The organism is Ahrensia kielensis DSM 5890 (assembly GCF_000374465.1).
GTDB lineage: Bacteria > Pseudomonadota > Alphaproteobacteria > Rhizobiales > Rhizobiaceae > Ahrensia > Ahrensia kielensis.
This window is the reverse complement of record NZ_KB894529.1, coordinates 349,889-374,031: the sequence shown is the minus strand read 5'-3', so window position 1 is coordinate 374,031 and position 24,143 is coordinate 349,889. Positions and strand designations below refer to the sequence as shown.

Here is a 24,143-nt window from a genome sequence, read left to right as displayed (position 1 = left end):
GCGTCAATCGCCTGATTTCATTTGCGCGGAAATGGCACTGGCCCATGTTCATTGGTTTCCTGCTTGGATGGGGCGATTGCAAGAAACAACCATGCAAAAAATGCAATGCCTGGAATGAGCAAGGTCACACCTAAAATGGCTGGTAAGCTCAAGTCATGGAGGCGTTTAACTGTTAGTGCCAAAAGCGAGAAAGCCATGACCACCCAAGAAATAAGAAAAACCGCGCCGAATAGAGCAGCGCCCGCCTGTGCGCTATCGTCTTCAACACCATTGTCGTACAAAGACATTGCAAAGCTAAGCAAGGTCAACTGAATTAACATCAAAAACAAAGCGGCAAGCAGAAACGATTTGCGACCTATGCGCCCACGAAAACTAAACAGGAGCCATTTAACAGATAGTGGATGATTGAGAGAGGTCATTTGCATACCTGCGTTTATGATTTTGAAGTTTCAGCGTCGAAAACATTCGGACCTTTTGTTCCGCGCCCCAAGAACAAACTGAATTGACCAATTAGTATGAATAAGGCTGCCACACCAATCGAAATCCAGCGGATTAAATCTTGCTTGGGCCATTGCGTCTGGTTCATTAGCGCCTTTGCATCGGCGATAAATGTTTCGGGATTAATCAATGGCGTGTCGCCTAATGCCTGCTGCGCGCCAAATAAAATTGCGGCGGGTAGCACAAAGTAAAAGAAAAATCCCAGCAGCGGATGACGGCCACGGTCTTTGAAGCGGCGCGTTGTGCCTGCAAGATAGATAATCACAGGCACAACAGAGAGTGTTGTGATAAAAATTCCAGCGAACTTCCAATCTCCTAACTTTTGTTGAACGGCAAAAACGCCAGCCAGTGCCACAGCAACGCAGATGATGCTGATGACGTATTGGATACGCCGCATGCGTCCGACAAAAGAAAAGAGAAGGTCGCCCATCTTAATCAGTCCCGTAAAAGTTCGTTGATACCCGTTTTTGAGCGGGTTTTCTCGTCGACAGTTTTAACAATAACAGCACAATATAAGCTTGGACCAGGCTCGCCGTTTGGCAAGTTTTTGCCCGGCATTGTTCCTGCAACAACAACTGAGTACGGCGGCACTTCGCCATAGGAAATTTCGCCAGTCGCTCGGTTTACGATTTTTGTTGATTGGCCGATATAAACGCCCATGCCAAGCACAGAGCCTTCGCGGATGATACAGCCTTCAACAACTTCAGAACGTGCGCCAATAAAGCAATTGTCTTCAATAATGGTTGGTCCAGCTTGAAGCGGCTCCAAAACACCGCCAATGCCAACGCCGCCTGAAAGGTGAACATTTTTGCCGATTTGGGCGCAAGAGCCAACTGTTGCCCAGCCATCAACCATGGAGCCTTCATCAACATAAGCGCCAAGATTAACGAAAGAAGGCATCAGCACAACGTTCTTGCCGACATATGAGCCACGGCGAACGATAGAGCCGGGAACAGCGCGGAAGCCTGCCGCACGGAACTGGTTGGCATCCCACCCTTCAAACTTAGATGGAACCTTGTCCCACCATGTGGACTGGCCATTGCCGCCCATGATGACTTCCATGTCATTCAAACGGAAAGAAAGAAGGACAGCTTTTTTCAGCCATTGATGCACGACCCAATTGCCATCATCGCCGCGCGATGCAACGCGCGCTTTGCCGCTATCCAGCAAATTCATCGCTGAATTGACCGCATCACGAACCTCGCCCTGCGTGTTCACATTAATGTCGTCTCGCGCATCAAACGCGGATTCAATAGTTTTTTCCAAGGCGATTAGTTCTGAGTTGGACATTGTAACTTCCATTTTACTTTTCACGTGCATGTGAACTGTTAAGGTTTAAAAGGGCAAGCTGAGCAAGCCTTAAAAATTCAAGATGGGCGATTGGTATTCAATGCGCCGTTGAAAATCAACGAAAACGAGCAATGGATATTCTAAACAAGGGGAATAGTGGTGATTAAGCGTAAAGATAATGTCTGGGATCCGATTACAGGCTCACATGTTGACCGTGTTCGAGCCAAAGAGGTGCCAGATACGCCGCAGACACGTTCACCTGCTTATCGCCTTGCATTTGATGATGCAGAATTTCTATGCCGTGAAGAGTTACGTCCAATCCGCCTTCAATTGGAACTGCTAAAGCCGGAAATGCTTTTAGAAGAGGCAGGCATCAAGTCCACTGTGGTGATGTTTGGCGGCGCACGTATTCCAGAGCCGGGCGGGGCTGCATGGGCAGCAAAAAATGAGATTCAGAAGAAGAATCTAGAGGCAAATGCTCAATATTATGAAGAGGCGCGCAAATTTGCACGCATCTGCTCTGAACATTCAGCAACAACAGATTATAGCGACATGGTTGTTGTAACGGGCGGCGGGCCGGGCGTTATGGAAGCGGGCAATCGCGGCGCTCATGATGTTGGTGCACCCTCTATTGGCTTGAATATTGTGCTGCCACATGAACAAGCCCCGAATGAGTATGTAACGCCAGAGCTCAGCCTAAACTTTCATTACTTCGCAATCCGCAAAATGCATTTTCTGTTGCGCGCAAAAGCGATCACGGTGTTTCCGGGCGGCTTCGGCACAATGGATGAGATGTTTGAAGCGCTCACATTGATACAGACAGGACGAATGGAAAAAGTGCCATTTATTCTCTTTGGCAAAACATTTTGGGACAACGCTATCAATCTTCAATTCCTAGCCGAGCAAGGAACAATTTCGCCGGACGATCCGGATCTTTTCCATGTTGTCGATACTGCGCAGGAAGCGTGGAAGATCATTGCTGATTATTACGAGCTTACTTCTTAAGCGGAACTTTTGCGTTAGCTGCTCGTTTTATTCTAAAGGAGCAAAAAATGTCATCCGATAAGATTATTCAGCAGCAATCAGAACTGTCAGACGCAAATGATGAATTAATACCTGCGCAGCAAAAACGTGATGCGCAGTCAGGCAATCAAAGCACTGACCGCAAAATCATCTTAAAAAGACCTGCGCAGACCACAGCCAAAGACGGCGAAAATGGATTGGTCTACATGAGCGAACGTTCAAAACGCGCACGTAGCAGTGGATAAAGGACTTGACCGAGTCTAATGCAAATTATTTGCTGCCGCTGAAGTCTTTATTCCACGATGGCTTTTAGGAACTGCGTCAGATCATCCGTCGTGTAATCAACATAATCTGTTGAGCCATCATGTTCCCAGTGCTCTGTGAATGTTGGCTCGAAGTTGTTTGGAGCGATGAGAACCGTCTTCATGCCCATTTCTTTGGGCACCTCAAGGTTCCGCGCAAGATCTTCAAACATCGCCGCTTTTTGTGTATCGACGCGGTGAAGCGCCTTGAACTTATCGTAGGTTTCACGGGCAGGCTTAGGGACGAGGTTGGCTGCCACGACATCGAAAATTTCATCGAAATGATCAAGAATACCCAGCTGTCTTGCCGTGTTTTGGGCATGTTTGGTATCACCATTTGTGAAAATCAACTTGCGGCCCGGCAAGGCTTTTATCGCCTCTCCAAGTTCAGGGTTGGGGGCAAGCCATGAATAATCAATGTCGTGGACATAGTTTAGAAATTCATCAGCGGAAACTTTATGGTTTGCCATGAGGCCGCGCAGGGTCGTCCCATATTCAAGGTAGTATTTTTTTTGTAATGCGCGCGCTTCGTCTCTAGGGAGCTGCAATATGCGCGATACATAGTCCGTCATTTTCACATCAATCTGAGAAAACAGATTGGTGTGGTGAGGGTAAAGCGTGTTGTCGAGATCAAAAACCCACTCGGTAACATGGGAGAAATCTTCTGGTTTTGCTGCGTGTGTCGGTTTTATCATTCCTCATATATGGCATGAGAAAAGCAATTTGCCACGCCTCTATTGCCAAATTTTCTTGCGCGACTGATAAGCCCTCATGGAAATTTGGATTCTCATTACGATCGCAGCGGCCTTTGTGCAAAATATCCGCTCTAGCCTGCAAAAACATCTTCGCGGGCAAATGGGAACGGCAGGTGCAACTTTCGTACGTTTCGGTTTCGGCGTCCCTTTTGCTTTAATATTTTTAGCAATAGCGATTACCGCAACAGGCACCGAACTTCCTGTTTTGCAGGGCTCTTTCTTTGGCTGGATCATTGTTGCCGCATTGGCTCAAATTTTTGGCCAAGTGCTGCTCATTATGCTTTTTACAATGCGGAATTTTGCGGTTGGGTCGGCTTATATTCGCGTTGAACCTGTCCTTGCCGCGGCGTTCGGTTTTGCATTGCTTTTGGAAACACCAACATTGCCGCTTATCATTGCTGTGGCCGTTTCAGTTCTTGGTGTGTTGCTGATTACAATGGCACATGTAAAGGCTGGCATTTGGTCGCTTGCAACGGCTGTCACAAAGCGCGAGGCTCAAATCGGTCTCGCATCTGCAGCAATGTTTGGCCTTGCCGCTGTGTCCTTCCGCGGTGCTTCTCTTTCGCTTGGTGGTCCAAATTTTCTTGTCCAAGGCGGTGTAACGCTTTGTGTCGCTATTACACTGCAAGCACTGATCATGGCGCTATGGATTGCCATTAAAGATCCAGCTGATTTTAAACGAATTGCGGTTAAATGGAAAACCAGCGCGATGGTTGGCTTTGTGGGCGCTCTTGCTTCTTTTGGTTGGTTTACAGCCATGACGCTAGAGCAAGCTGCAGCTGTTAAAGCGGTTGCTCAAATCGAAATGTTGTTTGCATTTGCAACATCATATTTTGCGTTCAAAGAGCAGATGAACCGCCGTGAAATCACCGGATGCTTATTAATTGTATGCGGTGTTCTTGTTCTCGTATTAACACGCTAAATGTAAGGAAAATCGTTAAGATTTTTGATTTAGCTTACCTTCAGAGAGGGTAGGTTATGTCTATAATTCTAAAGGCTTTTTTGATAGGTACGGCAGCATTGCTTGTCACAGTCTTTATGATTGTGGGAACTGTGACCTTAACAGGTGATACATATCAGCCGACAATGTTCATCAATAGTGTGATCGGTTGCTATGCTATTGGTTCAACTGTTTCATATTATTTTATGAAGCAGTCGGAAAAGTATCGGCAAGCTCTCGAAGAAAAAGAAGTGCTACATGTTCAATTAATAGATGCCCACGAAAAGCTAAGGCGGCATTCTCAATTGGATATTATGACAGGCTTGCTCAACCGCGAGGCTTTTTTTACCAAAGTGAATGGCCTGAAAGAGGCGTTTTCTGATCAGTCATCCAGTATGCTCATTTTGGATATTGATCACTTCAAACTCATCAATGATACATTTGGACATCTTGAAGGCGATAAAGCTATTATCATGGTGTCAAAGGTTTTGCGCACGATTGTAGATAAAGATGTTATCGTTGGCCGAATTGGCGGCGAAGAGTTCGCTGTGTTCATCAGAGACATTAAGGCTGAAAGCGTGCAAGTCGTTGCAGAAAGTTTGCGTGCTGCAATAGAGGAAATTGAATTTTACCCAGTGCCTGAAATACGTCAAAAGTTGACCGTGAGCATTGGTGCAGCGCAAGCCGAAAACACAGGCGTAACCACAGATTTGGTAAGACGTGCCGACCGCACATTGTACAAAGCAAAAAACGAAGGCCGCAATTGTGTGTGCATGGACATGGTCGCTTGAGCCTTAAAGAATATTGATCATACTTGAAAATATAATAACGGATCGCGGCTCTAAATATGCCGTATCAGGCGGGGTGTGTCATACACCGGAAGAAGCAAAAACATTCATTGCTGAATTAAAACGCAACAAGAAATTCGCTAAAGCAACGCATAATACTTGGGGCCTAATTTGCGATTCTGGCCCTGTGAAAAACGATGATGGTGAAAGCGGCGCGGGCATGGTTATCCTGCGCATGTTGGAACGCGAAGATTTGCACAATCATATCATTGTTGTGACACGTTGGTTTGGCGGCAAACAACTTGGCGGTGATCGCTTTCGCCATGTTCAAGAAGCTGTTCGCCAATATATGGCAACTTTATCGGCTTAAGTTTGCCTAAGGTACGATCAGTGTTCCTGCACCATGCTCTGTAAAAAGTTCAAGAAGAACGGCGTGAGGGACTTTACCATTTAAAATCACGACGCCTTCGACACCTTCCTTGATCGCATGAATGCAATTTTCGATCTTTGGAATCATGCCGCCCGTTGCCGTGCCATCTTTAATCAATGCTTCCGCTTGGCTGACCGTTAGTTCTTTAATGAGGTTGCCTTGCTTGTCCAAAACGCCCGGAACATCCGTTAAAAACAAAAGTCGTTTGGCATGCGCTGAACCGGCAATGGCACCAGCGAAAGTATCTGCATTGATGTTGTAAGTGTTGCCGTCACGGCCCGGTGCAACAGGCGCGATGACTGGGATCATTTCTGATTTAGCAAGCAGATTGAGCAAGGTGTGGTCAATCTCTACTGGTTCACCAACAAAGCCAAGATCAAGCACACGTTCAATGTTGCTGTCAGGGTCAATGATTGTTTTCTTGGCCTTCTCAGCAAAAACCATATTGCCGTCTTTGCCGCAAAGCCCGATGGCCCATTCGCCAGCTTCATTGATAAGCTGCACGATCTCTTTATTGATCGAGCCGGCAAGGACCATCTCTACGATCTCGACAGTTGCCTGATCTGTAACGCGCAAACCGCCTTCAAATTTTGACTCAATGCCCATTTTTTCGAGCATTTTGCCAATTTGAGGACCGCCGCCATGAACCACAACAGGGTTGACGCCTGATTGTTTCAGCAGCGCGATGTCTTGTGCGAAGGCTTTGCCCAAATTGCTGTCGCCCATGGCATGGCCGCCATATTTTACAACAATCGTTTTGTTCTCATAGCGCTGCATGAACGGCAGGGCTTTCGCCAATACGGCTGCTTCAAATTCTGGTGCGCTGAGATCAGTCATGGGGATATCCGATAAACGTTTCGGGAAATTTCATAGCGATGTTCGGTGTGTGCGTCTAGCACTATGGATTGATTGCTTTGGCTATCGCTTCACGCAAATCATCCATGCCGCGAGATTTTTCCGAAGATGTTGCAATGACTTCAGGAAAAGCCGCAGGGCTTTTTTTGATCTTCTCAAGCGTCTCGGCGATCATACGCGGAATGGCTGGCTCTTTGACCTTGTCGGTCTTGGTGAGCACCACTTGATAGGACATGGCCGCTTTGTCCATGAGCTTCATGGCATCAAGATCGTTTTGCTTTACGCCGTGGCGCGCATCAATGAGCAGAAAGATACGTTTGAGCGTAACGCGCCCGCGCATATATTCGAACACCAATTCAGTCCAACGCTCCACCATTTCTATCGGTGCTTTCGCATATCCATAGCCGGGCATATCGACAACTGCCAAAGGCGGTAGATTATCCATCGCGCCAGAAAAACCTTCTGGCACGAAAAAGTTGAGCTCTTGGGTGCGCCCCGGCGTGTTCGATGTACGCGCAAGTCCGTTCTTGCCTGTTAAAGCATTTATGAGCGAGGACTTGCCCACATTGGAACGGCCCGCAAATGCGATTTCCGGTGGTCCCAATGGCGGTAAGAATTCCATAGATGGAACGCCTTTAACAAAAGCCCAGTTGCCGTGAGCCTTAAGGGCTGCAGTAACGGCTTCGCGTGATAGTTCTGTATCGTTGGTCATGCTTCTCTTTTCGCCGCTTTGAGTAAAAGATCAAGGTCGCCGCCACGTATTGCGTCGAGATTCTGAGAAATCTTATGTGCAGGCCAGTTCCACCAAGCGATATTCGTCAGTTTTTCAACGGTCTCGTTGTCAAATCTTTGTTTGATTGTTTCTGCAGGATTGCCGCCCACAATCATATAGGGCGCTATATCACGTGTTACGACAGAATTGGATGCAATGATTGCTCCATCGCCAATCGTAACGCCGGGCATAATCATACAGTCCATACCGATCCATACATCATTGCCGATCACCGTGTCGCCCCGGCTGGCATCGCTCCAGACTTTCGGATCAAAACCAACTTCCCAGCCATTGGCGAAAATATTAAACGGATAGGTCGAGAAACCGCTCATGGCGTGGTTTGCACCATTCATGATGAAGCGTGTTCCAGAAGCTATTGCGCAGAATTTCCCGATGATGAGTTTGTCGCCCAAAAAATCATAATGGTGCAGCACATTTTTCTCTTCAAAACGCTCGCCACCATCAGGGTCGTCATAATAGCTATAGTCGCCAACGTCGATATTGGGCTTGGTAACAAAGTTTTTGAGAAACAAAGTGCGGGAATATCCCGCAAGTGGGTACAAAGTATCAGGGCTAGGGCCGTGCATGAGAAAGCTCCATTTGAGATATGATTTCAAAATTCCCGCAAATATTGCGGATATGAGCTTATTTGTTCACTGCACTTACTCCTGTTGTGCTCAGCATATAAAATGAAATGATGTTAAAAACAAGAAAGGCCGCCAAAATGGCAGCCTTTCAATGTCGTTTGATGTGGCAGGCAATTAACTTGGCTTACTGCTGCCTTTGCCGAACATAGCTTTAACATTGTCCATTAGAGCGATTTCAGCGCCATTTTTCTTCATAATGTAGCCCTGCTGAATAATGGACAATGTGTTGTTCCAAGCCCAGTAGATCACAAGACCGGCAGGGAATGTTGAAAGCATGAATGTAAACACAATCGGCATCCAGCGGAAAATCATCTGCTGTGTTGGGTCCGGTGGGGCAGGGTTCATCTGCATTTGAACGAACATTGTAATACCCATAAGGATCGGCCACACACCCAAAATAACAAATGGTGGCAGAACATCTGCTGCACCCCATGGGATGAGGCCGAAGAGCTCCCAAATGCTTGATGGGTCTGGCGCAGATAGATCCTGTATCCAGCCAAAGAATGGCGCATGGCGCATTTCGATTGTAATGTAGATCACTTTATAGAGCGCAAAGAAAACAGGAATCTGGACCAGCATTGGCCAACAGCCTGCGACCGGATTGATCTTTTCTTTCTTGTACAGTTCCATCATCGCTTTTTGCATTTTTTCGCGATCGTCGCCGTACTTCTCTTTAATTTCAGCCATTTTCGGCTGCATGACTTTCATGCGTGCCATAGACTTGTAAGACTTGCTGGCGAGCGGGAAAAATACTGCCTTCACGATGACCGTTGTAAGAAGAATGGCGATACCAAAGTTGCCGATCAACTCATACAAAGGGTTCATGATATATGTGAAAAGCGGTTTCGTGATGAAGTGGAACCAGCCCCAGTCAATCATCAGTTCAAACTGACGGATACCTTGGCTGTCTTCATACGCATCAATGATGCTAGTTTTTTTAGCGCCTGCAAAAAGCTGGGCTTTAACAGTTGTTGTGGCGCCTGCCTCAATAGAAATGGCATCGGTCAAATAGTCAGACTGATAGCGCGGTGTACCTTGTGTGAAATATGAATAACGTGGCTGAAATGGTGTCTGCGCACCGCCACCACCGGGAATAAGGGCTGTTGCCCAATATTTGTCGGTAATGCCGAGCCAGCCATCTGTCGATTTGTCAGGCGTGATGGAGCCGTCATCTTCCATTTCTGAAAATGTTGTTTCCAACAAGCCTTTTTCACCCGTTACACCGACCATACCTTCATGAAGAATGAAAATAGGAGCCGTGTCAGGTTTGAAGTAACGTGTTGTGCGACCGTAGTTTTGAATTGAAACAGCTTCCGCGCCAGTGTTTTCCACGGCATCCGTAATTGTGAATAGGTATTGATCATCAATTTCGATTGTGCGGTTAAATGTAAGCCCGTTTGGCGCTTCATACGTCAGTGTAACCGGAGACGATGATGTCAATGTCGCGCCTGATGATGCTGTCCAAGTTGTGCTTGGGCCAGGTGCGCCATCAAAACCAGCATAGCCGAATTCAGCAATATAGGCGCGGTCAGCGCCTGCGGGCGTAAGCACGTCTACAATTGGAGAGCTCTTATCAACCGTTACATGGTAATTTTTAAGCGAGAGGTCGTCAAAGCGTGCGCCCTTAAGATTGATCGAACCTTTTAGAAGGTCAGTATCAATGGCGACACGTTCGCTGCTTGCCAATACGCTCGCACGGTCTGCAATGCCATTTGCTGCAGAATCGGATGCAGCTTGCGGGATATCGCCGTTTGATGCGGCGTTACTTGTTGCGCTGCCGGCAGGAATGTCACCTGCTGCTGTGCTCGAAGGTGTTGTTTGTGGATTAGCAGCCTGCTGCGCGATCTCGGCTTGTCGCTGATCTTCGATGCGCGGATTGACATAAAAAATCTGCCAAAGCGACAAAATGCCGACCGACAGAGCGATAGTCAAAAAGAGGTTGCGGTTATTATCCATGGTTTACACGTCCGGTTTCGCATTTTGGGCAGCTGGGGTAGTGTCGAGCCGCTTGTGGGATTTTCGTATGAGGTCTGCAATGTCTGACTGCAATGTGACAAATGGCACAGTCAAAGCGTTAGGCTTTGCAATAAGCACATAATCATTGCCGTTGCGCATTTTAAGGTTCTTGATGCTTTGAATAGCACCGCGCATACGCCGTTTGATACGGTTGCGCTTAACGGCATTGCCATTTTTCTTTGTCACTGTGAAGCCGATACGCGGATGGTCGCGGCTTTCGTCAGCGATATGCGTTTCGCAGCGTAAAGCGCTAGCTGTCGCGCGTACGCCATTTCGCGCGCTGAGAAATTCAGCACGCTTTCGCATCATGTGAGGAAAGTTATGTTTCGTTTTTCCGGATTGTGCCATGCCCTAAAGCTGCTCAAAGCCGGTAAAACAAATTACGCAGAAAGCTTTTTACGGCCTTTAGCGCGACGACGCGCCAAAACATTGCGGCCAGCTGCTGTTGCCATGCGCGAACGGAAACCGTGACGGCGTGCGCGAACAAGGCGTGAAGGCTGAAAAGTACGTTTCGTTGACATGTCTATCTCACCGCACTTGAGCGATGACCTCTAATCTTGTTACTTGGAAGGACTAGATCGACCGGTGTAGGCGCAATATTTGCTGCCGCCGGACCCTTAAGCCCAATCGTTGGTGGCTTATGATCGACCAAAACCCGATTGTCAATGCAATCTGATCGATTTGCGGTCAATTCATTGATGATAAAAAGCAAGATATCGCTCTCGATTATTACGAGAAGATAGAGAATCCTGCTCGATAACGCGCGCTTCACGTGTTTGTTGGTTGTTGTTGATCACAAAAAACCGCATTTCCAATTGGCAATAAAGCACAGCAGGAACGCAAGTACGTTGCGGGAACGATGAAATGACTGATACATCAATGGTTATGACCCAAAAAGCAGAAGACGTTCGCGGCGACGGGATTGCCAAGCCCAAAACGGCAGCTTGGAAGCGCTATTTGCCTGTCGCTGTTATTCTAGGCGGGTTAGGCCTCGGATACGCTTTTGGACTGAATGAATATTTCAGTTTAAGTTTTCTAGCAGAACAACGTGAAGCGCTAAGCGCCTATGTCGAAGCCAATTACGTAAGAGCTTTGCTGTCATTTGGTGCTTTATATGCGGTTGCAACAGCTTTTTCATTTCCAGCAGCTTCTATTTTAACGATTTTTGGCGGCTTTTTGTTTGGCTGGCTTGTGGGCGGCATCGTCGTGGCTATTTCAGCAACACTGGGTGCAACCGTTCTGTTTATTGCGGCTAAAACGGCTTTTGGTGATTTCTTGAAAGAAAAAGTTGGCGGCAGAGTTAAAAACCTCGCCGATGGTTTTGAGAAGAATGCTTTCAGCTACCTTATCGTTTTGAGAATTGCGCCCATATTACCGTTCTTTATTATGAATATCGCGCCTGCTTTGTTCAATGTTCCACTGCGCAGTTATGTGGCCGGAACTTTTATCGGTATTTTACCCGGCGTTTTTGCCTATGCTTATTTGGGCCAAGGGGTGGAAAGCGTACTGATCGCCGCACAAGAATCTGGGCAGGAAGCAAGCGTTGCCGATTTGGTGACGACAGAAATTACACTAGCATTTGCAGCACTCGCAATTGTTGCTGTCATACCAACAATCGTCAAAAAATTACGCCGCCGGAATTGAGTATTCAATAAACATTTAGCGGCAAGATCTACATTAAGGGGACAAAAATGACTGAAGTTATCAGACCAGATATTTGTGTTATCGGCGGCGGATCAGGTGGTTTGTCTGTTGCAGCAGCTGCAGCGGCCTTTGGCGTTTCAGTCGTATTGATTGAAAGCGGCAAAATGGGCGGCGATTGCCTGAATTATGGCTGCGTTCCCTCCAAGGCCATCATTGCAGCTGGTAAAGCCGCAAGCACAATGCGTCATGCCGATAAATTCGGCATTAAATCAGTCGAGCCGGAAGTTAACTTTAAAAAAGTGCATGATCACATTCACAGCGTGATCGGCGCCATTGCGCCCAATGATTCTGTTGAGCGGTTTACCGCGCTCGGCGTGAAAGTTATCGAAGCGCATGGCAAATTTATCGACAAAGAAACTGTAATCGCCGGAGACTATGAGATTAAAGCGCGGCGCTTTGTTGTTGCAACCGGATCATCAGCCTTTGTGCCGCCAATCCCAGGTCTGGATAAAGTTGAATATTTGACCAATGAGACGCTGTTTGACCAAACGCGCCGACCAGCCCATTTAATCGTCATTGGCGGCGGGCCAATCGGCATTGAGATGGCGCAAGCGCATCGCCGCTTAGGCAGCGAAGTGACCGTCATTGAAGGGTTCAAAGCACTTGGTAAAGACGATCCTGAATTGGCCGAAGTGGTCTTGCGCAATGTCCGTGCTGATGGCGTTCAAATCATGGAGGGCGCAAAAGTTGTCGAAGTCGCCCAAAAGACCAAAACAACGGTCAAAGTGACAGTTGAGACAGACGATGGAACCAAAGACGTTGTTGGCTCACATATTTTGGTCGCAACAGGGCGCGCTGCAAACATAAACGGTCTCGATCTTGAAAAGGCTGGGATTAAGTTTGAGCGCACTGGCATCAAAGTGTCAAACGCGCTTCGAACATCCAACAAGCGCGTCTATGCGATTGGCGATGTCGCCGGTGGTTTCCAGTTTACACATGTTGCAGGTTATCATGCTGGGCTTGTTGTTCAGTCTATTTTGTTCCGCTTATCTGGCAAAGAGAACCGCGATATTATTCCGTGGGCAACTTATACTGATCCTGAATTAGCTCATGTTGGCCTCAATGAAGAAGCAGCACGAAAACGAAACGGCGATGTGACTATTCTGCGTTGGCCTTATGCTGAAAATGATAGAGCGCAAGCAGAACGCAAGACCGAAGGTCTTGTCAAAATCATTACGAATAAAAAGGGCCGGATATTGGGCGCATCGATTGCCGGACATGGCGCCGGTGAGATGATCAATGTCTTTTCTTTGGCCGTGTCGCAAAAGATGAAAGTGCAGGACTTGCGTGGCTATATCGCGCCATATCCAACAATGACAGAAATTTCAAAACGGGCAGCGACATCGTTTTCTGCTCCAATGACACGCAAACCATTCGTGCGGCGTATCATTGGCTTCTTGCGCATGTTTGGTTAAGTTTAAATTGAATAACGGCACATAAAGAAGGTTCCTCAATGTCTGCTGATGTAGCCGATACAAACAAAATTAAAGTAAGCGCCACGCGTAGCCTTTCATCCAAATTGTTGGGGCTTACGATTTTATTTGTGCTGTTTGCAGAAATATTGATGTTTGTGCCTTCAGTCGCCAATTTTCGAATTGAATGGCTGAAGGAGCGCCTGAATACTGCTGGCGCTGCGAGTGTTTTGATTTCAACCGAAACAAGCGCAGATTTATCGCGAGCAGCACAAGATGAAGTGTTGATGGCCACTGGTGCAAAAGCAATCGCTTTGCGCACAGGTGGAATTGCACGGCTTGTTGTTGTTGCTCAAATGCCGCCGCAAGTCGATGACATGGTCAATGTCGATAGCTTTTCGCCTATAGATGCAATTGTTGATGCGTTCGATACGATGGTTTTTGGCGGCGATAAAGCGTTGCGGGTTGTGGGGAAAATTGGCGATTCAGAACAAATAATCGAAATGGTTCTCAAGGATGACAAGCTGCGCGGTGCGATGCTGATTTATGCGCGCAATGTGGCTCTCATTTCCCTGCTGATATCTGTGCTCACGGCGCTACTCGTTTTTCTTGCGATCAATCGCATCATGATCAAGCCGGCCCGTGCGATAACGCGGTCAATGTTAAAGTTTGCCGCAAACCCATCTGCGCCTGATGCCATTACTCAGTTTAAAGACAGCAATGATGAAATGGGGATTGCCGCGCGCGAACTTACTTCAATGCAGCGGCAAATGCAGAATACGTTACGCAGCCAAAAGCGCTTGGCGGATCTTGGGTTGGCGGTTTCCAAAATAAATCATGATATGCGCAATATATTGGCCTCGGCCCAGCTCATGTCTGATATGCTGGCTGATAGCGATGATCCGGCAGTGAAACGCTTTGGTCCAAAACTCGTTCGCACACTCGACCGCGCCGTTAATTACACCAATGATGTTCTTTCCTACGGCAAGGCGCAGGAGCAGACCCCAGAGCGCCGACGCATTGCGTTGTCATCGGTCATTGAAGATGTCCGTGATCATTTAGGTGTTGCTGCGGATGAAGGCTTAGAGTTTTCATCGGCTGTTGATAGCGCCTTTGAGGTGGATGCTGATCCTGAACAGTTGTTTCGTGTGCTTCACAATCTGTGCCGTAACGCCGTTCAAGCGATGCGTGATGATCAAATGCCGTCATCCATTAAGCGCCTTGATATATCTGCAACGAAAGACGGCGCAAATATCATCATTCATGTTGAAGACACAGGCCCCGGCCTTCCTCAAAAGGCGTTGGATAATCTGTTCTCTGCATTCAAGGGTTCTGCGCGCCACAACGGTACGGGCCTTGGCCTTGCCATTGCGCATGAGTTAATCACGGCACATGGTGGTTCAATCAAACTTCGTGAAGGGCGCACGGTTGGTACTCATTTTGAGATTCATCTTCCGCAAATCTTGGGGGATAAGTTCGCGGCGAAGGAAACAATGACAGGGTTAAACCCGTCGGAAAACTGATTGGTACGATAAAATTCAGTTTAGAGTGAAAAACCTGCAATTCTACACTTGCTTTTTGGTTTTCGAAGGACTACCAACCGCCAAGTCGCAATGCAGTGCATTAGCGTCACGCACCCGTAGCTCAGCTGGATAGAGCACTTGACTACGAATCAAGGGGTCGGGAGTTCGAATCTTCCCGGGTGCACCATTTCCAAATATTTAAGTAATTGCTTTCGCCGAGTAGCGGCGATGTAATGCTCGCTGTTTAAGCGTCGCCGTTTATCGATAGGCGTTTGTTGTGAATGGACAGGCAAGTCTGGTCCAGATGCCTTGCAAAGGTTCCTCGACCGATTGACTGCCATATCCATTCTTAGAGACTCAGGTTAAAACTATGCTGCTTGTGGCGCACGTTGCCAATTTGGCAATGGGTCAGAAAGCTTGGTCCATAGTTCGGGTTCAAACTTGGTTTCGCTGCCGATCAATGCATTGTCGAGCGCAGCTGCAATGGCTTCCTTATCCATATCAGAACCGATAAACACGATTTCCTGCCGCCTGTCGCCGAAAGCGTCGCTCCAATGTTTTTCAATATATTTGGAAACGGATGCCTGTTCCGGCCAGCTCTCTCTAGGAACGCTCGCCCACCATGTGCCCAGAGGCTTAATGCTGCTCAATGCGCCTGCAAGCGAAAACTCTGCAACCCATTCAGGTCTCGTGGCGATCCAGAAATGCCCTTTAGCGCGAATAACGCCAGGCAATGGGCCGTTGAGTATGTCGTGTACCTCTTGGGGCGCGAAAGGTCGCCGAGCGCGATAAACAAAAGACGAAACACCATATTCTTCGGTTTCTGGAATATGATCTGCAAAGCCATAAAGTTCTTTTGCCCAAAGTGGGTGCCCATGAGCGGTATCAAAGTCAAACAGCCCCGTATTGAAAATATCGTTTTGTTTAACCACGCCATAATCAGTTTCGATAATGCGCGCATCAGGGTTCAAAGCCGTGATGATCTTGCGGGCAGCGTCTAGCTTTTGCGGTTCGGCAGCGCCCGACTTGTTCAGGATGACAACATCGGCAAATTCGATTTGGTCCACAAGTAAGTCGACAAGTGTTCTGTCGTCTTCTTCGCCAAGGCTTTCGCCGCGATCTTTAATGAAGTCATGGCTTGAATAATCATTGAGCAGGTTAACGCTATCAACGACTGTGACCATCGTATCAAGTCTAGCGACATCAGAAAGGCTTGCGCCTTGATCATCGCGAAATTCAAATGTTGCTGCAACGGGTAATGGTTCCGATACGCCCGTGGATTCGATCAGGAGATAATCAAACCGGTCTTCGTCAGCCAAGCGTCTTACTTCTGCCAAAAGGTCATCGCGCAATGTGCAGCAGATGCAACCATTGGTCATTTCGACCAATTTTTCATCGGTCTGTGAGAGGTTAGCCCCGCCTTCGCGTATCAGGTCCGCATCAATATTTACTTCGCTCATATCGTTCACGATAACAGCAACGCGGCGTCCTTCGCGGTTGTTCAGAACATGGTTGAGCAGTGTTGTTTTGCCTGCGCCTAAGAAGCCAGAAAGTACAGTAACGGGTAAGCGTGCGTCATTGGATTGGGAAATCATGATTAGTCTCACATTGAGTTGACTATGTTTAATGTCGCCGGAGGCAGAACTTTCTACCTCCGGTTAAGTGTTAGTGTTGGAGACCAGATCCACCGATGGCGGTTATGTTGAAGGGAAGGCCTTCAACTGTGATCGTTTTTTCTTCCTTAAAGCTCTTGCTATCAAGAAGACGGACAAGCCCTTTGTTCGGATCGGTAACGGCAATAATATCGCCCATCACAGCAATTCTTGGACGTGGATCGCGCCAATGACCATCCTTGCTGTAAGGTTTTGTGATTTGGGCGGAGTGTTCGAGTTTTCCGCTTAATATATTGAGTGCACTAAGCTTGCCGTCCTCGGTGAAAACATAGGCGATTTTCACATTTTTAGGATCAAGGGCGAAGCTGACATAACGCACTGGAAGGTTCACCACCTGATAGGGATTGACGGTAGAAGGATCGATAATGACGAGTTTGTCCGCGCCATAATTTCCCAAGAAGAATTGCATAGCTTTGCCGCCCGCAAGTGTTCCCACCTGTCCTTCAGGCATATCAACGCTATATTCTAGCATGTTAAATTCTGGCACATTGCTGCCATCAACGCTGGCAATAATAACGCCTTCTTCACAGCCAAAAGCAACGAGCCCAGCTGAATGGGCCTCACCATGCAGGCCGGTGCAGGTGGCAACATCGCCAGCCGTTTCACCATTTTTGTCTATGGCTTTTACGCCAAGACGTGGGGGCAGTTCATCGGCTTTGGTTTCAACCATAAGATTGGGTTCAGAAGCCAGAAAGTAGTCCCCCATCGGAACGACCACGCCGTGATGCGGCGCTGCCGTTTTGACTGTTTTATAATCTGCGTTACCCTCTAGAAGCTCATGTTCTGAATAGACTCTGGCTTCACCTTCACGGTCAAAGAACTGAACCATTTTATCACCGTGAGGGATCACATGCACCGGCCGTGAGCCTTCTAGTTTCATAGGTAATATTTTTGATTTTTCGATCTCAATATCGCTGTGATCACCGTGTCCTGAAAGGGAAATGCCGCTTGCAATGACATTGACAGCATCATGGTCCATTTGCACTGCAAACAGTGTTTCACCACTTTGGCTGGGCACAAGATGGGTCACATAGCCATCTGTCGTAAATTGCTGGAGGACTTTGCCTTCAGTAGGGTCGATAACCGTTACTTTGGACTCAGCTTGATCTGATACAAATAAACGCCAAACTTCTTTTGTTTCATCATCAGCCAACACTGTCGTGACTGATGCCGCTAACGATAGCGAAATTGCTCCTGAAAGAAGGGCGAGTTGATGATGGAATTTTAACATGAAAATCTCTCTGTAATGTTATACAGTAACACTTAGTATTCATGTTTATCCCATTTGTCTACTCTGTAGCAGGCAATTGAACTTACATTTTCAGATATAGAAAAGAGACTAACTGTGTATACTTAAGCAGCGGGCAGGTGAAAACTGCTGCATCGTGATTAAATGCAAGTATTATTATAAAGCGTATGGAGTAGGCTTCGGCGTGGCAAAGATATCTGCTCCATAGCTATGATTTTTGAACTGTTGAACGTGTGAAACTAAATTTGCACGACGACCCTTTGATCATCTTCTGGCGCATCGAGTGGAAGGTGAGTCTCTTCAAGAACTAAAATGTTCTCTGCAGCAATAACATCGCTCTTGGTCTTGTAGCCGATAACATCTTCAACCGGCATATCAAGATGGCGTGCCATCAGCATTGTTTCTTCTGAGGAGAAGTTCGTTAGGCCGCGCGCGACTTCTGTGCCGTCTTCATCATAGACATGTAGTACATCGCCTTTTGTGAACTCGCCTTGAATTGAGATTATATTGCTTCGGTTGATGCCACATTTGCCTGTTATCACGGCGGCGGCCACATCTTTAGAAACGACGAGTGTACCAGACACCTGTAATCGGTTGCTAAGCCAAATTTTGAGCGGCGTTGCTGTTTCACCAGTGACGAGGCAGCGCGTATAGCGCCGTTCATTGTTTAGGACCGATGAGATTGGACGTTCGATGATGCCATCTGCAATAATCGTTTCGACGCCCGCATGCTGCGCCATGCTCGCGGCCTGCATTTTGGTCAACATGCCGCCACTACCCAAAGCGCTGATGCTGGTTGTGGATTCTAGATGTTGGCTTACATCTTCCACTTCAGAAATAAATTTGGCATCGGGATCAGATGGGTCACGGTCATAAAGACCTTCGACGCTGGTCAGAATGACCAATAGGTCTGCCTCAATCATCTGAGCGACTTTAGCCGATAGGCGGTCATTATCTCCCACGCGCAAGTCATGCGTAGCAATGGAATCATTTTCGTTCACGATAGGCATGATGTCGCTTTCAAGCAGCCGCATCATGGTGTTTTTAATGTTTAAAAAACGCCTGCGTTCTTCCATGTCGCCAGCTGTTACCAGCATTTGAGCAACACCCATTCCATGTTCTGAGGCCACTTGTCGGTAAGCGTTCATCAAGAGGGGCTGCCCGCAGGCCGCCGCCGCTTGCTTGTCCATGATGCCTGCATCTTCAGGACGCTTGCCAATCATGTTGAGGCCCAACGCGACAGAACCCGATGACGTCAGAATGATGTCGTGGCCTTCTTTTTGCAATTGTGCGAGATCGCTCATCAAGCCGTTCATAAAGGCATATCTTAGCGTCAATCGATCGCTATTTGCTAATAGGCTGGATCCGATTTTGACGACGATTTTCTTTTTCTTTGGCACAGTGACCTCCGATAATGTTCTGATTAACGGGCAACATATGTGCGTGATTTGCACCATGCGAAGCAAACTTACGGCAGTGCCCTTCAATTGATTCGCTGCTGTATAACATGCAGTCGGCACTAGAATGCAAATGGGTGAACGACTTGGTGAACAGAAACCGAGTTTGATGAGCAAGATTGCGCTCATCAATTACAGTTCAGATATCTTATGGGGAAGCCTTAAGTCTTTATATGTGAAGCCAAATTATGGCTTCACAATTGTAAGTGCGGTGAGGCCGATTAGCCTAAAATTTCAATGATCGAAGCTTTTGTTGCCTCAACAATTTTATCCGCCTCTTCACGTGATAACGAAAATGGAGGCGCAAAGCCAATAATGTCGCCTTGTGGCATAGCACGTGCGATGACGCCGCGTTCCAGCATCTTACCAACAATGCGCGGTGCCAGTTTTTCCGATGCATCAAAGAATGTGCGGTTATCGCGGTTCTTGACCAGCTCGACAGCACATAACATACCTTCTCCGCGAATCTCGCCAACATGAGCGTGTTCGCTCAAAGCCTCAGCCATAGCTTGGTTGAGATATTGGCCAATGTTGCGTGCGTTTGAAACAAGATCAAGCTTGTCCAAAAGTTTCAAGTTTGCGACACCAGCGGCCGCGCCAATTGGGTGCGCAGAATATGTCCACCCATGTCCAATGGCACCATTCTCATCTGTACCACGTTCCAGCACGGCCCACATTTTGTCGGAAATGATTGAGCCTGATAATGGCGCATAGGCAGAAGTAAGCCCCTTCGCGATCGTGATGATATCCGGCTTCATGCCGTAATGATCTGAGCCCATCATTGTGCCGAGACGGCCAAAGCCAGTGACAACCTCATCGGCGATTAAAAGAATATCGTGTTTGTTCAAAACCTTTTGGATCGCATCCCAATAACCTTTAGGCGGCGGTACAATACCGCCCGTGCCAAGAACTGGTTCACCGATAAAGGCAGCAATTGTATCTGCGCCTTCGCGTTCGATCATAGCTTCAAGCTCTGCTGCACAATGGGCAGAGAATTGCTCTTCACTCATCGATAGATCATTGCGGCGGTAATAATAAGGTGCCTCGGTGTGAAGGATTTGGCTAAGCGGCAGATCAAACTTTTTATGGAAAAGCTCAAGCCCTGTCAGCGATCCGGTTACGAGGCCCGAACCATGATAACCGCGCCAACGCGAGATGATCTTCTTCTTTTCAGGACGGCCAAGAACGTTGTTATAATACCAAACCAGCTTGATGTTTGTCTCATTGGCATCAGAACCACCAAGCCCATAATAGACATGGTTCATGCCATCCGGTGCGCGTTCTGCAATCATCTTTGAAAGCGTGATTGAAGCCTCGGTGCCATGGCCAACATAGGAATGATAATAGGCAAGCTCATGGGCTTGCTCGGCAATAGCATCGGCAATTTCCGTGCGGCCATAACCAACATTAACGCAATAGAGGCCAGCAAACGCATCAAGCGAACTGCGCCCTTCGCGGTCTATTATATAAACGCCGTTCGCGCCCGTAATAATCCGGTTGCTCATTTCGCGGCGTGCAAACTGACCAAGATGGGTGGACGGATGGAAAAAGTGATCGTGGTCCCACTGCGTTAATTGATCATTGGTAAGCTGCTTATTCATCTCTTTTTCCTTTGGTTTAGCCCAGTTGCGGCAAACATATTTATTTCAGTAAAGACTTCTAAGCCAAAGCGCGGCCCTTCGCGGCACGTTACGGTCGTTTAATTTGGCGAATGCCGGATGTTAACGAGCTTGGACACATCAGCCTCAATTAAAAAGAAGGTTGGTGGTCGCAAACTATCATAACTGGCCGCGAAAATTATTCGCAGAATAGTCATGTTTTCCGAAAATACATCGGAAAGGGAGCCTATTTCTGGGAGAGTATTTCAAAAGGCGGCGGCGCATCTTTGACCGATTTTGTAACGATATAGCTATAATAGCGCTTCACGCCGGCCCGTTGCTCCAGAACATTATCAATCAGCAATTGATAACTGTCGATGTCGCGGGTGACGACCTGCATTAGATAATCATAACCGCCGCCAAGTGCCCAACAGCCAGTAATTTCATCGTGCTTTGCCATTTCACGTTCGAATTGATCAAAGTCCTGCGCGCGGTGCTCATCAAGCTCAATCATAACGAAAACAGTGACCGTAGGGCCCAGTGCGCGAAGGGAAAACTCAGCGCGGTATCCCGTAATCACACCAGCTTCTTCAAGCCGCTGTATTCTTTCCCAGCATGATGTTGTGCCAAGTCCAACGCGGCGTGCAAGTTCGCTTTTGCTCAAGCGCCCATTTCTGGCAAGGGCGGTCAAAAGGCTGAGATCAATCTTGTCGAGGCGTTGGGTTTTCATCGTCATATCGTTTCGGATAAGCCAACCTGCTTGTCAATTGCGGATGCTGGGTGCTTTGAAAGATACTCAAAATCGATAGGCATAAACTGACCTTGACGTGAAGAAAATTTACAGAGACCGTAAGCGAGCGGAGATGGGGGTGTGCTTATCGCATGTGTCCAATTGCTCCATCTCAAAACACACAATCACTGATATGACCGGGGCCGGTGTTCAGGGTAGTGCGATTGAAACACTAGCCATTATGGCAATTAGAAAGGCACGGTTCGTTCGATGACAACTTACGAGAAAAACTTCACGAATGCTGAATACCAGCGCCGCATTGCCAAAACGCGGGTAGCAATGTCTGCTGCTGGACTTGAGGCGATTGTCGTGTGCGATCCTTCAAATATGTCTTGGTTGACGGGTTATGACGGGTGGTCGTTCTATGTTTATCAAGGGGTGATTCTAACACATGAGGGCGACCCTATCTGGTGGGGCCGCGCAATGGATGTGCTGGGCGCACGCCGTACCGTGTTTATGGATAGTGAAGATAATATTCGCGGATATGACGATACGTTTGTGCAAAATCCTGACAAGCATCCGATGCAAGAGCTTGCTATTTTATTGTCCGAGCTTGGTCTTGAGAGTGCAAATATTGGCGTTGAGATGGATAATTATTATTACTCCGCCACCGCGCATATGAAGCTGCTTGAGGGGCTGCCTACAGCCAGTATCAAGGATTGCTCTGGCCTTGTGAATTGGCAACGCGCGGTCAAATCAGAGCGAGAAATTGAGTATATGCAGCGTGCAGCGCGTATCGTCGAGGCGATGCATGCACGTATTTTGGAATGTGCTGAACCGGGTATGCGCAAGAACGATTTAATTGCGGAAATTTACGCGACTGGAATTCGTGGCGCAGATGGTTTTTGGGGGGATTATCCAGCCATCGTGCCAATGGCGCCCTCCGGTATGGATGCGACCGCGCCGCATCTGACATGGGATGATCGGCCTATGGAAAATAATGAGGCAACTTTTTTCGAAATAGCGGGCGCGCATCGCCGATATCAATGTCCGCAATCGCGAACCTTGTTTTTAGGCGATGTGCCGCAGAAATACAGAGATGCTGAAAGCGCGGTACTTGATGCAATTGATGCGGGCTTAGCGCAAGCAAAACCGGGCAATCAAGCGCAAGACATTGCCAACGCGTTCAACGCAACGCTCAACAAAGCAGGCTTTGAAAAGGACAGTCGCTGCGGATATGCAATCGGCTTGAGCTATCCGCCAGATTGGGGTGAGCGCACGATATCTTTTCGCCGCGGCGACACTACTATTTTAGAGCCCGGTATGACATTTCACTTCATGCCTGCGCTGTGGCTAGACGATGGTGGGCTGGAAATTACCGAGCCGATTTTGATCACCGAAAGTGGTCATGAATGCCTATGCACAACACCTCGCGAACTATGGGTAAAACGATGAGTAAAAATCCGATTAGCGCGACGATACCCTTTGATGAAGATGGTACGCATCATGGCTTTTTGAAGCTTCCCTATAGCCGCGATGATAGTGCGTGGGGTTCTGTGATGATACCGATCACTGTTGTTGCAAACGGGCAGGGCCCGACCGCCCTTTTAACAGGGGGCAACCATGGCGATGAATATGAGGGCCCTATCGCTTTGCAGGACCTTGCTGCATCCCTGCGACCTGACGATATTAAAGGCCGCGTGATAATTCTGCCGATGATGAATTTACCTGCTTTTTCTAAAGGGCTTCGCTGTTCACCGATAGATGGTAACAATATGAACCGGAGCTTTCCAGGGCGTCCTGATGGCACGGTCACACAAAAAATATGTCATTATATAGCCACTGAACTTGTGCCGATGGCAGACATCGTTCTGGACTTTCATTCAGGCGGGCGAACGTTAGATTTCCTTCCTTTTGCAGCAGCACATGTTTTGGATAATAAGGCGCAAGAACGAGATTGTATGGCAGCGATGCAAGCGTTCAATGCGCCATATTCTGTGCGCATGCTTGAGATCGATAATGTCGGCATGTTTGACACTGAGGTAGAGACGCAAGGCAAAGTCTTTGTCACCACCGAGCTTGGCGGTGCCGGAACATCAACTGCGCGCAGTGTGGCGATTGCTAAAAAGGGCATTCGTAATTTGCTTATTCATGCCGGAATACTGTCTGGCACAATGGAGCTTAGTGAAACGATCCAGCTCGATATGCCCGATGAGAGTTGTTTCGTTTTTGCTGAAACAGTGGGACTGATTGAATACCTTGTTGATCTTGGCGATGTTGTAAGTGAAAGCCAGCCAATCGCTCGCGTGTGGCCAAGTGATCGCACGGGTCAACAGCCAGAAACTTTGGCGGCAAAGCGTGAGGGTATTCTCACCGCACGCCACGTTCCGGGTCTCATTAAAATGGGTGATTTTGTTGGGTTGGTTGCGGTTCAATTATAGCCGCAAAATCTAGCTGCCGTTTTAAACTGGGTGACGGCAG

25 protein-coding genes and 1 tRNA gene are annotated in these 24,143 nt (G+C 47.8%); 11 read left to right on the top strand and 15 right to left on the bottom strand.

Annotation, left to right across the window (positions count from 1 at the left end):
• Window positions 1-17 precede the first annotated feature (17 nt).
• Genes C504_RS0107975 through dapD form a run of 3 tightly spaced genes read right to left on the bottom strand, consistent with a single transcriptional unit; the run spans window position 18 to window position 1,788 of the window.
• Complete coding sequence (locus C504_RS0107975; RefSeq protein ID WP_169385092.1) at window positions 18-419, bottom strand: DUF805 domain-containing protein; 402 nt, start codon at window positions 417-419, stop codon at window positions 18-20.
• Between the two features lie 14 nt (window positions 420-433).
• On the bottom strand, window positions 434-928 hold the full coding sequence (locus tag C504_RS0107970) for a DUF805 domain-containing protein (protein ID WP_018688801.1): 495 nt from the start codon (window positions 926-928) through the stop codon (window positions 434-436).
• Between the two features lie 5 nt (window positions 929-933).
• The gene (gene dapD / locus C504_RS0107965; protein ID WP_026317316.1) at window positions 934-1,788 is read right to left on the bottom strand and encodes a 2,3,4,5-tetrahydropyridine-2,6-dicarboxylate N-succinyltransferase; all 855 of its coding nucleotides are present in this window, start codon (window positions 1,786-1,788) and stop codon (window positions 934-936) included.
• Between the two features lie 162 nt (window positions 1,789-1,950).
• On the opposite strand from dapD, the gene C504_RS0107960 reads away from it, so the two are divergent.
• Entirely contained in the window at window positions 1,951-2,793 is an 843-nt protein-coding gene (locus C504_RS0107960) for an LOG family protein (RefSeq protein WP_425393374.1), read from the top strand.
• Between the two features lie 47 nt (window positions 2,794-2,840).
• Window positions 2,841-3,056: a hypothetical protein gene (locus tag C504_RS0107955; RefSeq protein ID WP_018688798.1), complete on the top strand. Its 216-nt coding sequence runs from the start codon at window positions 2,841-2,843 to the stop codon at window positions 3,054-3,056.
• A gap of 47 nt (window positions 3,057-3,103) precedes the next feature.
• Here the strand turns inward: C504_RS0107955 and C504_RS0107950 are convergent, their stop codons facing one another.
• Window positions 3,104-3,808 (bottom strand): pyrimidine 5'-nucleotidase, encoded by a 705-nt coding sequence (locus tag C504_RS0107950; protein ID WP_018688797.1) that lies wholly within the window; start codon window positions 3,806-3,808, stop codon window positions 3,104-3,106.
• 76 nt (window positions 3,809-3,884) lie between these two features.
• Between C504_RS0107950 and C504_RS0107945 the strand changes: the two genes are divergently transcribed.
• From C504_RS0107945 to C504_RS0107935, 3 genes are read left to right on the top strand one after another with little or no spacing between them, the layout of a single operon-like run.
• Window positions 3,885-4,790, top strand: a complete 906-nt coding sequence (locus C504_RS0107945) for an EamA family transporter (RefSeq protein WP_018688796.1) — start codon at window positions 3,885-3,887, stop codon at window positions 4,788-4,790.
• Between the two features lie 56 nt (window positions 4,791-4,846).
• Window positions 4,847-5,599, top strand: a complete 753-nt coding sequence (locus tag C504_RS17450) for a GGDEF domain-containing protein (RefSeq protein ID WP_018688795.1) — start codon at window positions 4,847-4,849, stop codon at window positions 5,597-5,599.
• 13 nt (window positions 5,600-5,612) lie between these two features.
• A complete protein-coding gene (locus tag C504_RS0107935) occupies window positions 5,613-5,966 on the top strand; it encodes a YigZ family protein (protein WP_018688794.1) in 354 nt (117 codons plus the stop codon).
• Window positions 5,967-5,972: 6 nt separating this feature from the next.
• Here C504_RS0107935 and argB read toward each other — a convergent pair whose 3' ends face one another.
• The 6 genes from argB to rpmH all read right to left on the bottom strand — a co-directional run bounded on the left by argB (window position 5,973) and on the right by rpmH (window position 10,837).
• Window positions 5,973-6,863 carry an acetylglutamate kinase gene (argB, locus tag C504_RS0107930; protein WP_018688793.1) on the bottom strand — a complete coding sequence of 297 codons (891 nt, stop codon included), beginning with the start codon at window positions 6,861-6,863 and terminating at the stop codon, window positions 5,973-5,975.
• A 61-nt stretch (window positions 6,864-6,924) separates the two neighbouring features.
• Window positions 6,925-7,593, bottom strand: a complete 669-nt coding sequence (gene yihA / locus C504_RS0107925) for a ribosome biogenesis GTP-binding protein YihA/YsxC (RefSeq protein ID WP_018688792.1) — start codon at window positions 7,591-7,593, stop codon at window positions 6,925-6,927.
• Window positions 7,590-8,240, bottom strand: coding sequence for a CatB-related O-acetyltransferase (locus tag C504_RS0107920; RefSeq protein WP_018688791.1), 651 nt, complete (start codon window positions 8,238-8,240; stop codon window positions 7,590-7,592). The genes yihA and C504_RS0107920 overlap by 4 nt, the downstream gene beginning before the upstream one ends.
• Window positions 8,241-8,414: 174 nt before the next feature.
• Window positions 8,415-10,256, bottom strand: coding sequence for a membrane protein insertase YidC (gene yidC, locus C504_RS0107915; protein ID WP_018688790.1), 1,842 nt, complete (start codon window positions 10,254-10,256; stop codon window positions 8,415-8,417).
• 3 nt (window positions 10,257-10,259) lie between these two features.
• Complete coding sequence (gene rnpA, locus C504_RS17445) at window positions 10,260-10,664, bottom strand: ribonuclease P protein component (RefSeq protein ID WP_083923157.1); 405 nt, start codon at window positions 10,662-10,664, stop codon at window positions 10,260-10,262.
• A 32-nt stretch (window positions 10,665-10,696) separates the two neighbouring features.
• Complete coding sequence (rpmH, locus tag C504_RS0107905; protein ID WP_018688788.1) at window positions 10,697-10,837, bottom strand: 50S ribosomal protein L34; 141 nt, start codon at window positions 10,835-10,837, stop codon at window positions 10,697-10,699.
• Between the two features lie 343 nt (window positions 10,838-11,180).
• Between rpmH and C504_RS0107900 the strand changes: the two genes are divergently transcribed.
• The 4 genes from C504_RS0107900 to C504_RS0107885 all read left to right on the top strand — a co-directional run bounded on the left by C504_RS0107900 (window position 11,181) and on the right by C504_RS0107885 (window position 15,142).
• Window positions 11,181-11,960 (top strand): TVP38/TMEM64 family protein, encoded by a 780-nt coding sequence (locus C504_RS0107900; protein ID WP_018688787.1) that lies wholly within the window; start codon window positions 11,181-11,183, stop codon window positions 11,958-11,960.
• Window positions 11,961-12,007: 47 nt separating this feature from the next.
• Entirely contained in the window at window positions 12,008-13,435 is a 1,428-nt protein-coding gene (locus tag C504_RS0107895; RefSeq protein ID WP_018688786.1) for a dihydrolipoyl dehydrogenase family protein, read from the top strand.
• A 38-nt stretch (window positions 13,436-13,473) separates the two neighbouring features.
• Window positions 13,474-14,955 carry a sensor histidine kinase gene (locus tag C504_RS0107890; RefSeq protein WP_018688785.1) on the top strand — a complete coding sequence of 494 codons (1,482 nt, stop codon included), beginning with the start codon at window positions 13,474-13,476 and terminating at the stop codon, window positions 14,953-14,955.
• A 110-nt stretch (window positions 14,956-15,065) separates the two neighbouring features.
• Window positions 15,066-15,142, top strand: a tRNA-Arg gene (locus C504_RS0107885).
• Between the two features lie 181 nt (window positions 15,143-15,323).
• Here the strand turns inward: C504_RS0107885 and zigA are convergent.
• From zigA to C504_RS0107860, 5 genes are all read right to left on the bottom strand, one after another.
• Window positions 15,324-16,550 carry a zinc metallochaperone GTPase ZigA gene (zigA, locus tag C504_RS0107880; RefSeq protein WP_018688784.1) on the bottom strand — a complete coding sequence of 409 codons (1,227 nt, stop codon included), beginning with the start codon at window positions 16,548-16,550 and terminating at the stop codon, window positions 15,324-15,326.
• Window positions 16,551-16,620: 70 nt separating this feature from the next.
• Window positions 16,621-17,859 (bottom strand): metallochaperone AztD, encoded by a 1,239-nt coding sequence (locus tag C504_RS0107875; protein WP_018688783.1) that lies wholly within the window; start codon window positions 17,857-17,859, stop codon window positions 16,621-16,623.
• Between the two features lie 257 nt (window positions 17,860-18,116).
• On the bottom strand, window positions 18,117-19,334 hold the full coding sequence (gene proB / locus C504_RS0107870) for a glutamate 5-kinase (RefSeq protein ID WP_245555156.1): 1,218 nt from the start codon (window positions 19,332-19,334) through the stop codon (window positions 18,117-18,119).
• 221 nt (window positions 19,335-19,555) lie between these two features.
• Window positions 19,556-20,935, bottom strand: coding sequence for an aspartate aminotransferase family protein (locus C504_RS0107865; protein WP_018688781.1), 1,380 nt, complete (start codon window positions 20,933-20,935; stop codon window positions 19,556-19,558).
• A 244-nt stretch (window positions 20,936-21,179) separates the two neighbouring features.
• Window positions 21,180-21,662 carry an Lrp/AsnC family transcriptional regulator gene (locus tag C504_RS0107860; protein WP_041951639.1) on the bottom strand — a complete coding sequence of 161 codons (483 nt, stop codon included), beginning with the start codon at window positions 21,660-21,662 and terminating at the stop codon, window positions 21,180-21,182.
• A gap of 270 nt (window positions 21,663-21,932) precedes the next feature.
• Here C504_RS0107860 and C504_RS0107855 point away from each other — a divergent pair, with 270 nt between their 5' ends.
• Both C504_RS0107855 and doeB read left to right on the top strand, forming a co-directional pair.
• On the top strand, window positions 21,933-23,117 hold the full coding sequence (locus tag C504_RS0107855; protein WP_018688779.1) for a M24 family metallopeptidase: 1,185 nt from the start codon (window positions 21,933-21,935) through the stop codon (window positions 23,115-23,117).
• Window positions 23,114-24,103 (top strand): N(2)-acetyl-L-2,4-diaminobutanoate deacetylase DoeB, encoded by a 990-nt coding sequence (gene doeB, locus C504_RS0107850; protein WP_026317311.1) that lies wholly within the window; start codon window positions 23,114-23,116, stop codon window positions 24,101-24,103. Before C504_RS0107855 ends, doeB begins: the two co-directional genes overlap by 4 nt.
• Window positions 24,104-24,143 lie beyond the last annotated feature (40 nt).

What these genes read in the sequence shown, in the direction of transcription:
- C504_RS0107975 (WP_169385092.1), bottom strand. Translation starts at nt 419, where the DNA reads ATGACCTCTCTCAATCATCCACTATCTGTTAAATGGCTCCTGTTTAGT.
- C504_RS0107970 (WP_018688801.1), bottom strand. Translation starts at nt 928, where the DNA reads ATGGGCGACCTTCTCTTTTCTTTTGTCGGACGCATGCGGCGTATCCAA.
- dapD (WP_026317316.1), bottom strand. Translation starts at nt 1,788, where the DNA reads ATGTCCAACTCAGAACTAATCGCCTTGGAAAAAACTATTGAATCCGCG.
- C504_RS0107955 (WP_018688798.1), top strand. Translation starts at nt 2,841, where the DNA reads ATGTCATCCGATAAGATTATTCAGCAGCAATCAGAACTGTCAGACGCA.
- C504_RS0107950 (WP_018688797.1), bottom strand. Translation starts at nt 3,808, where the DNA reads ATGATAAAACCGACACACGCAGCAAAACCAGAAGATTTCTCCCATGTT.
- C504_RS0107945 (WP_018688796.1), top strand. Translation starts at nt 3,885, where the DNA reads ATGGAAATTTGGATTCTCATTACGATCGCAGCGGCCTTTGTGCAAAAT.
- C504_RS17450 (WP_018688795.1), top strand. Translation starts at nt 4,847, where the DNA reads ATGTCTATAATTCTAAAGGCTTTTTTGATAGGTACGGCAGCATTGCTT.
- argB (WP_018688793.1), bottom strand. Translation starts at nt 6,863, where the DNA reads ATGACTGATCTCAGCGCACCAGAATTTGAAGCAGCCGTATTGGCGAAA.
- yihA (WP_018688792.1), bottom strand. Translation starts at nt 7,593, where the DNA reads ATGACCAACGATACAGAACTATCACGCGAAGCCGTTACTGCAGCCCTT.
- C504_RS0107920 (WP_018688791.1), bottom strand. Translation starts at nt 8,240, where the DNA reads ATGCACGGCCCTAGCCCTGATACTTTGTACCCACTTGCGGGATATTCC.
- yidC (WP_018688790.1), bottom strand. Translation starts at nt 10,256, where the DNA reads ATGGATAATAACCGCAACCTCTTTTTGACTATCGCTCTGTCGGTCGGC.
- rnpA (WP_083923157.1), bottom strand. Translation starts at nt 10,664, where the DNA reads ATGGCACAATCCGGAAAAACGAAACATAACTTTCCTCACATGATGCGA.
- rpmH (WP_018688788.1), bottom strand. Translation starts at nt 10,837, where the DNA reads ATGTCAACGAAACGTACTTTTCAGCCTTCACGCCTTGTTCGCGCACGC.
- C504_RS0107900 (WP_018688787.1), top strand. Translation starts at nt 11,181, where the DNA reads ATGACTGATACATCAATGGTTATGACCCAAAAAGCAGAAGACGTTCGC.
- C504_RS0107895 (WP_018688786.1), top strand. Translation starts at nt 12,008, where the DNA reads ATGACTGAAGTTATCAGACCAGATATTTGTGTTATCGGCGGCGGATCA.
- C504_RS0107890 (WP_018688785.1), top strand. Translation starts at nt 13,474, where the DNA reads ATGTCTGCTGATGTAGCCGATACAAACAAAATTAAAGTAAGCGCCACG.
- zigA (WP_018688784.1), bottom strand. Translation starts at nt 16,550, where the DNA reads ATGATTTCCCAATCCAATGACGCACGCTTACCCGTTACTGTACTTTCT.
- C504_RS0107875 (WP_018688783.1), bottom strand. Translation starts at nt 17,859, where the DNA reads ATGTTAAAATTCCATCATCAACTCGCCCTTCTTTCAGGAGCAATTTCG.
- proB (WP_245555156.1), bottom strand. Translation starts at nt 19,334, where the DNA reads ATGGTGCAAATCACGCACATATGTTGCCCGTTAATCAGAACATTATCG.
- C504_RS0107865 (WP_018688781.1), bottom strand. Translation starts at nt 20,935, where the DNA reads ATGAATAAGCAGCTTACCAATGATCAATTAACGCAGTGGGACCACGAT.
- C504_RS0107860 (WP_041951639.1), bottom strand. Translation starts at nt 21,662, where the DNA reads ATGAAAACCCAACGCCTCGACAAGATTGATCTCAGCCTTTTGACCGCC.
- C504_RS0107855 (WP_018688779.1), top strand. Translation starts at nt 21,933, where the DNA reads ATGACAACTTACGAGAAAAACTTCACGAATGCTGAATACCAGCGCCGC.
- doeB (WP_026317311.1), top strand. Translation starts at nt 23,114, where the DNA reads ATGAGTAAAAATCCGATTAGCGCGACGATACCCTTTGATGAAGATGGT.